The organism is Pseudomonadota bacterium (genome assembly GCA_030859565.1).
GTDB lineage: Bacteria > Pseudomonadota > Gammaproteobacteria > JACCXJ01 > JACCXJ01 > USCg-Taylor.
The window spans coordinates 1-3,958 of record JALZJW010000229.1; the positions used below are offsets into that span (position 1 = coordinate 1).

Genomic DNA, 3,958 nt, shown 5'->3' on the forward strand with positions numbered 1-3,958 from the left:
CTTCGAGACGTCGGGTCGTAACCTCCTTGCCGCGGAAGCGGCCGCTGGCGTGGGACATCACGTTGCGCTGTCGGTTGTCGGCACCGACCGCCTTCAGGAGAGTGGTTACTTCCGCGGGAAGATGGCTCAGGAAAACCTGATCAAGGCTTCCAAGATTCCCTATACGATCGTCCGCTCAACGCAGTTCTTCGAATTCATGGGCGGCATTGCCCAATCGGGGACCGTCGGGCAAACGGTTCACCTGTCACCAGCCCTTGTGCAGCCCATCGTGTCCGATGACGTGGCTGCAGCAATGGCCGACGTCACACTCGGGGCGCCGGTGAACGGCACGATCGAGATAGCCGGTCCCGAACGGGTACGTCTCGCCGAACTTGTCCAGCGATTCTTGAGCGCAAACCAAGATCCACGCGAGGTGGTCACAGATGTCCACGCACGCTACTTCGGCGTAGAGTTGAATGATCAATCGCTCATCCCGGGCGACAACCCGCGCATCGCCCCGACGCGTTTCGAGGACTGGCTCAGCCGCTCTATACCTCAAAAGGAAGTTAGCGAGGCAGGGTCGGCGCCCAGATCAAGTCGTCCGCCGCATCGGCAATGAACTGCGCGTTCACCTGTCTATGCTTTTCCGAAGAATACGCCTTTCGATCCGCGATCAGGTCGATCGGGATGAGGGCGTCATACGGTGGATTTGTATCCACGAATTTGTATCAACGAAGGAGAACACAAATGTTTACTAGATTTCTCTGCGGAGTTGCCTTCGCAGCTCTCTCCGTAAGCGCAGCCTCAGCCGATGACTTGTCTACTGTACTGATAACTACTGATAAGGCCAAGGTAACGCTGGTCTTTGATCGCGCCCTTCCGAATGTGCCCGGCAAGAGCATGAAAGGCGTGCTTGTCGAATACCAGCCGGGTGGCTCATCGCCCGCGCATACCCATCCAGACTCGGCTTTCATCTATGCAACGGTCCTGGAGGGTGCAATTCGTAGCAAAATCAATGACGGTCCGGAAAAGGTGTATCGCGCCGGCGAGAGCTTCGCCGAAGTACCTGGCGATCATCATGGCGTCAGCGCAAATGACAGTGACACTCAACCCGCACGCCTGCTGGCCGTCTTTGTCGTCGATACCGACGAAAAAAACCTAGTCACGAACGACAAAGAGTGAACCGTAAGGAGAGCGTAAATGAGCAAACCCGTTCGCATTCTCGGCATCGCCGGTAGTCTTCGTTGCGGGTCGTACAATCGTGCCGCCCTGCGCGCGGCAACGCAGCTTGTGCCTGAAGACGCGACCATCGACATCTTTGAGCTTGATGGCATCCCCGCCTTCAATCAGGACGAGGAGCAGAATCCACCCGCCAAAGTCGTGGAGTTAAAGGCCCGAATACGGAAAGCGGATGCCGTTCTGATCGTGACGCCGGAATACAACTACTCCGTCCCTGGGGTGTTGAAGAACGCGATTGATTGGGCGTCCAGACCATATGGAGACAATGCGTGGTCTGGAAAACCGGCGGCGATCATGGGCGCATCGGTTGGGACAATTGGCACGGCGCGGGCGCAATATCATCTGCGCCAGATGTTCGTCTTCCTCAATGTCTTCCCCGTCAACCAGCCGGAGGTCATGATCGGCAATGCTGCCGAGCGGTTTGATGCGGAGGGAAATCTGACCGATGAGGCGACGAAAGATTTTATCCGCCAGCTACTGCAGAATCTCGTGGTTTGGACTCGACAGCTTCAACAACTCCAATAGTCCCAAGGAAGATAGAGAAACCGATTTAGGCAAGCGCTACTTCGGGTCATGACCCCATGTCGTCCAGACAACCTATCAATTCAAGAGGAGGAGCCAACATGCTCAAAGCAAAAGTGGCAGTGATTACCGGTTCCACCAGCGGTATCGGGCTCGGCATCGCCCGTGGTTTAGCACAGGCCGGAGCCCACATCGTGTTGAACGGCTTCGGGGATCGCTCGGAAATCGAACAGGTACGGGAGGGGATCCAATCGGCCTCGGATGTCGAGGTGATCTACAACGCCGCCGACATGAGCAAGCCCGACGAGATCGTCGAGATGATCACTGAGACCCGGAAGATCCTCGGCAGCGTGGACATCGTCGTGAACAACGCCGGGATCCAGAAGGTCGCCCCCATCGAGGAATTTCCGGTGGACAAGTGGGATGCGATCATCGCCATCAATCTCTCCTCGGCGTTTCACACCATCCGCACCGCGATCCCGCTCATGAAGGCGCGGGGCTTTGGCCGCATCGTCAACATCGGCTCCGCCCATAGCCTGGTCGCCTCGCCGTTCAAGTCGGCCTATGTCGCGGCCAAGCACGGGCTGCTCGGGCTGACCAAGACCGTGGCGCTGGAGGTCGCGGAGGCCGGGATCACTTGCAATGCGATCTGCCCGGGCTACGTCAGGACGCCGCTGGTCGAAGGCCAGATCCGGGATACCGCCAAGGCGCGGGGCATCACCGAGGAACAGGTGATCCGGGAGGTGATGCTGGGCGAACAGCCCACCAAGAAGTTCGTGACCGTGGAGGAGCTAGGCGCCCTCACCGTGTTCTTGTGCAGCGATGAGGCGGCTTCCATCACCGGGACAGCCATCCCCGTCGATGGCGGATGGACGGCCCACTAAAACGAGTATTCCTAGGAGAAGATCATGAAACACGACGACATCTTGCGTCAGGCTTCCATGCCGATCGCGAGTCCGAGCTATCCGCGCGGGCCTTATCGCTTTATCGATAGGGAGTATTTCATCGTGACCTATGAGTCCGACAGAGATGCCATCCGCGAGGCGCTGCCGGAACCGCTCGTACCCGATGGAGCTAACACCGTGCTCTATGAGTTCATCCGCATGCCGGACAGCTCCGGCTTCGGCGACTATACGGAATCCGGCATCGTCATCCCCTGCAGTTACGAGGGGGAGCACGTAAACTTCACGGCCCAGATGTATCTCGACTGCGAACCGCCCATCGCGGGTGGCCGCGAGATCTGGGGCTTTCCCAAAAAGCATGCGAAACCGAGACTCCACATCGCCAGCGACACGCTCACGGGGACCCTTGAGTACGCCGGGCAGATGGTGGCGATGGGCACCATGGGCTACAAGCACGAGAACCTGATCTGCCCGCAGGGCAATCCCTTGGCCTGTGACCCGCGCGAGATCGTTGAGAAGATGAGCAAGACCCAGGTGAACCTGAAGCTCATCCCGGAGGTCGATGGGTCGCTTGCGATTGCGCAGCTGGTCGCCTACAACCTGAGCGATATTCATGTCAAGGGGGCCTGGAGCGGACCGGCCCGCCTGCATCTCGTGCCCCACGTCAACGCGCCCGTCGCCGACCTGCCGGTGAGAAAGATCGTCGGCGGCACGCATTTCGTTGCCGATCTGACCTTGCCCTATGGCCGGGTCCTCTACGACTATCTGCTCGCGGCAGGGGCGCGTGCCACGGAGGCTGAGAAGACGGGCGCAAGAAGGTACGGTTAAAACCTCAGCGCGGGTGGTTTTGAAGCCGCGCATCCCAAATCTAAAGGTGAAGCACATGGCAAGAGTAATGACGAAGACGGTCAATCTGGCCCTCCAGGGCAAAGGCGCTTCCATCGCGAATATAGAAATGACTAATCGCAAGCCACCGGCGCGGCCGGCTTTGTATGACAAGAAAGTTGCTCTCGTTCTGCAAGGTGGTGGCGCGCTCGGCAGCTACCAGGCGGGCGTGTACGAGGCGCTGGCCTCCTCCGAATATCTGCCGGATTGGGTGGCCGGTATCTCGATTGGCGCGATCAACGCGGCGATCATCGCTGGCAATGCGCCGGAGAACCGCGTCGCGCGTCTGCGCAGCTTCTGGGAGGAAGTCACCCTACCACCTGCAGAGCAGGTGGCTTGAGGTAAGCCCCTAAAAGGGGCTATTGGTTAAACAGATCTTCTTGGCGATCGAGATCGTCCTGATTCTTTACGTAAGCACGGATCATCTGTTC

At 58.7% G+C, this 3,958-nt stretch carries 5 protein-coding genes and 2 pseudogenes; 6 read left to right on the forward strand and 1 reads right to left on the reverse strand.

Translation table 11 applies throughout. The features are described 5' to 3' along the window. A partial coding sequence (locus M3436_19810) for an NmrA family transcriptional regulator (protein ID MDQ3566226.1) occupies positions 1–598 on the forward strand: 598 nt, incomplete at its 5' end. Here the strand turns inward: M3436_19810 and M3436_19815 are convergent. After that, a pseudogene (locus tag M3436_19815) lies at positions 552–671 on the reverse strand (IS5/IS1182 family transposase). The gene M3436_19810 and the pseudogene M3436_19815 sit on opposite strands and share 47 nt — an antisense overlap. Positions 672–726: 55 nt before the next feature. Between M3436_19815 and M3436_19820 the strand changes: the two are divergent. The 5 genes and pseudogenes from M3436_19820 (at position 727) to M3436_19840 (ending at position 3,840) form a co-directional block, all read left to right on the forward strand. After that, positions 727–1,161, forward strand: a complete 435-nt coding sequence (locus M3436_19820; GenBank protein ID MDQ3566227.1) for a cupin domain-containing protein — start codon at positions 727–729, stop codon at positions 1,159–1,161. 18 nt (positions 1,162–1,179) lie between these two features. Beyond that, positions 1,180–1,743, forward strand: a complete 564-nt coding sequence (locus M3436_19825) for an NAD(P)H-dependent oxidoreductase (protein ID MDQ3566228.1) — start codon at positions 1,180–1,182, stop codon at positions 1,741–1,743. Between the two features lie 98 nt (positions 1,744–1,841). Then, positions 1,842–2,624: a 3-hydroxybutyrate dehydrogenase gene (locus M3436_19830; GenBank protein ID MDQ3566229.1), complete on the forward strand. Its 783-nt coding sequence runs from the start codon at positions 1,842–1,844 to the stop codon at positions 2,622–2,624. A 24-nt stretch (positions 2,625–2,648) separates the two neighbouring features. Then, entirely contained in the window at positions 2,649–3,470 is an 822-nt protein-coding gene (locus M3436_19835; GenBank protein MDQ3566230.1) for an acetoacetate decarboxylase, read from the forward strand. Positions 3,471–3,597: 127 nt separating this feature from the next. Next, positions 3,598–3,840 (forward strand): annotated as a pseudogene (locus M3436_19840) (patatin-like phospholipase family protein). Positions 3,841–3,958 lie beyond the last annotated feature (118 nt).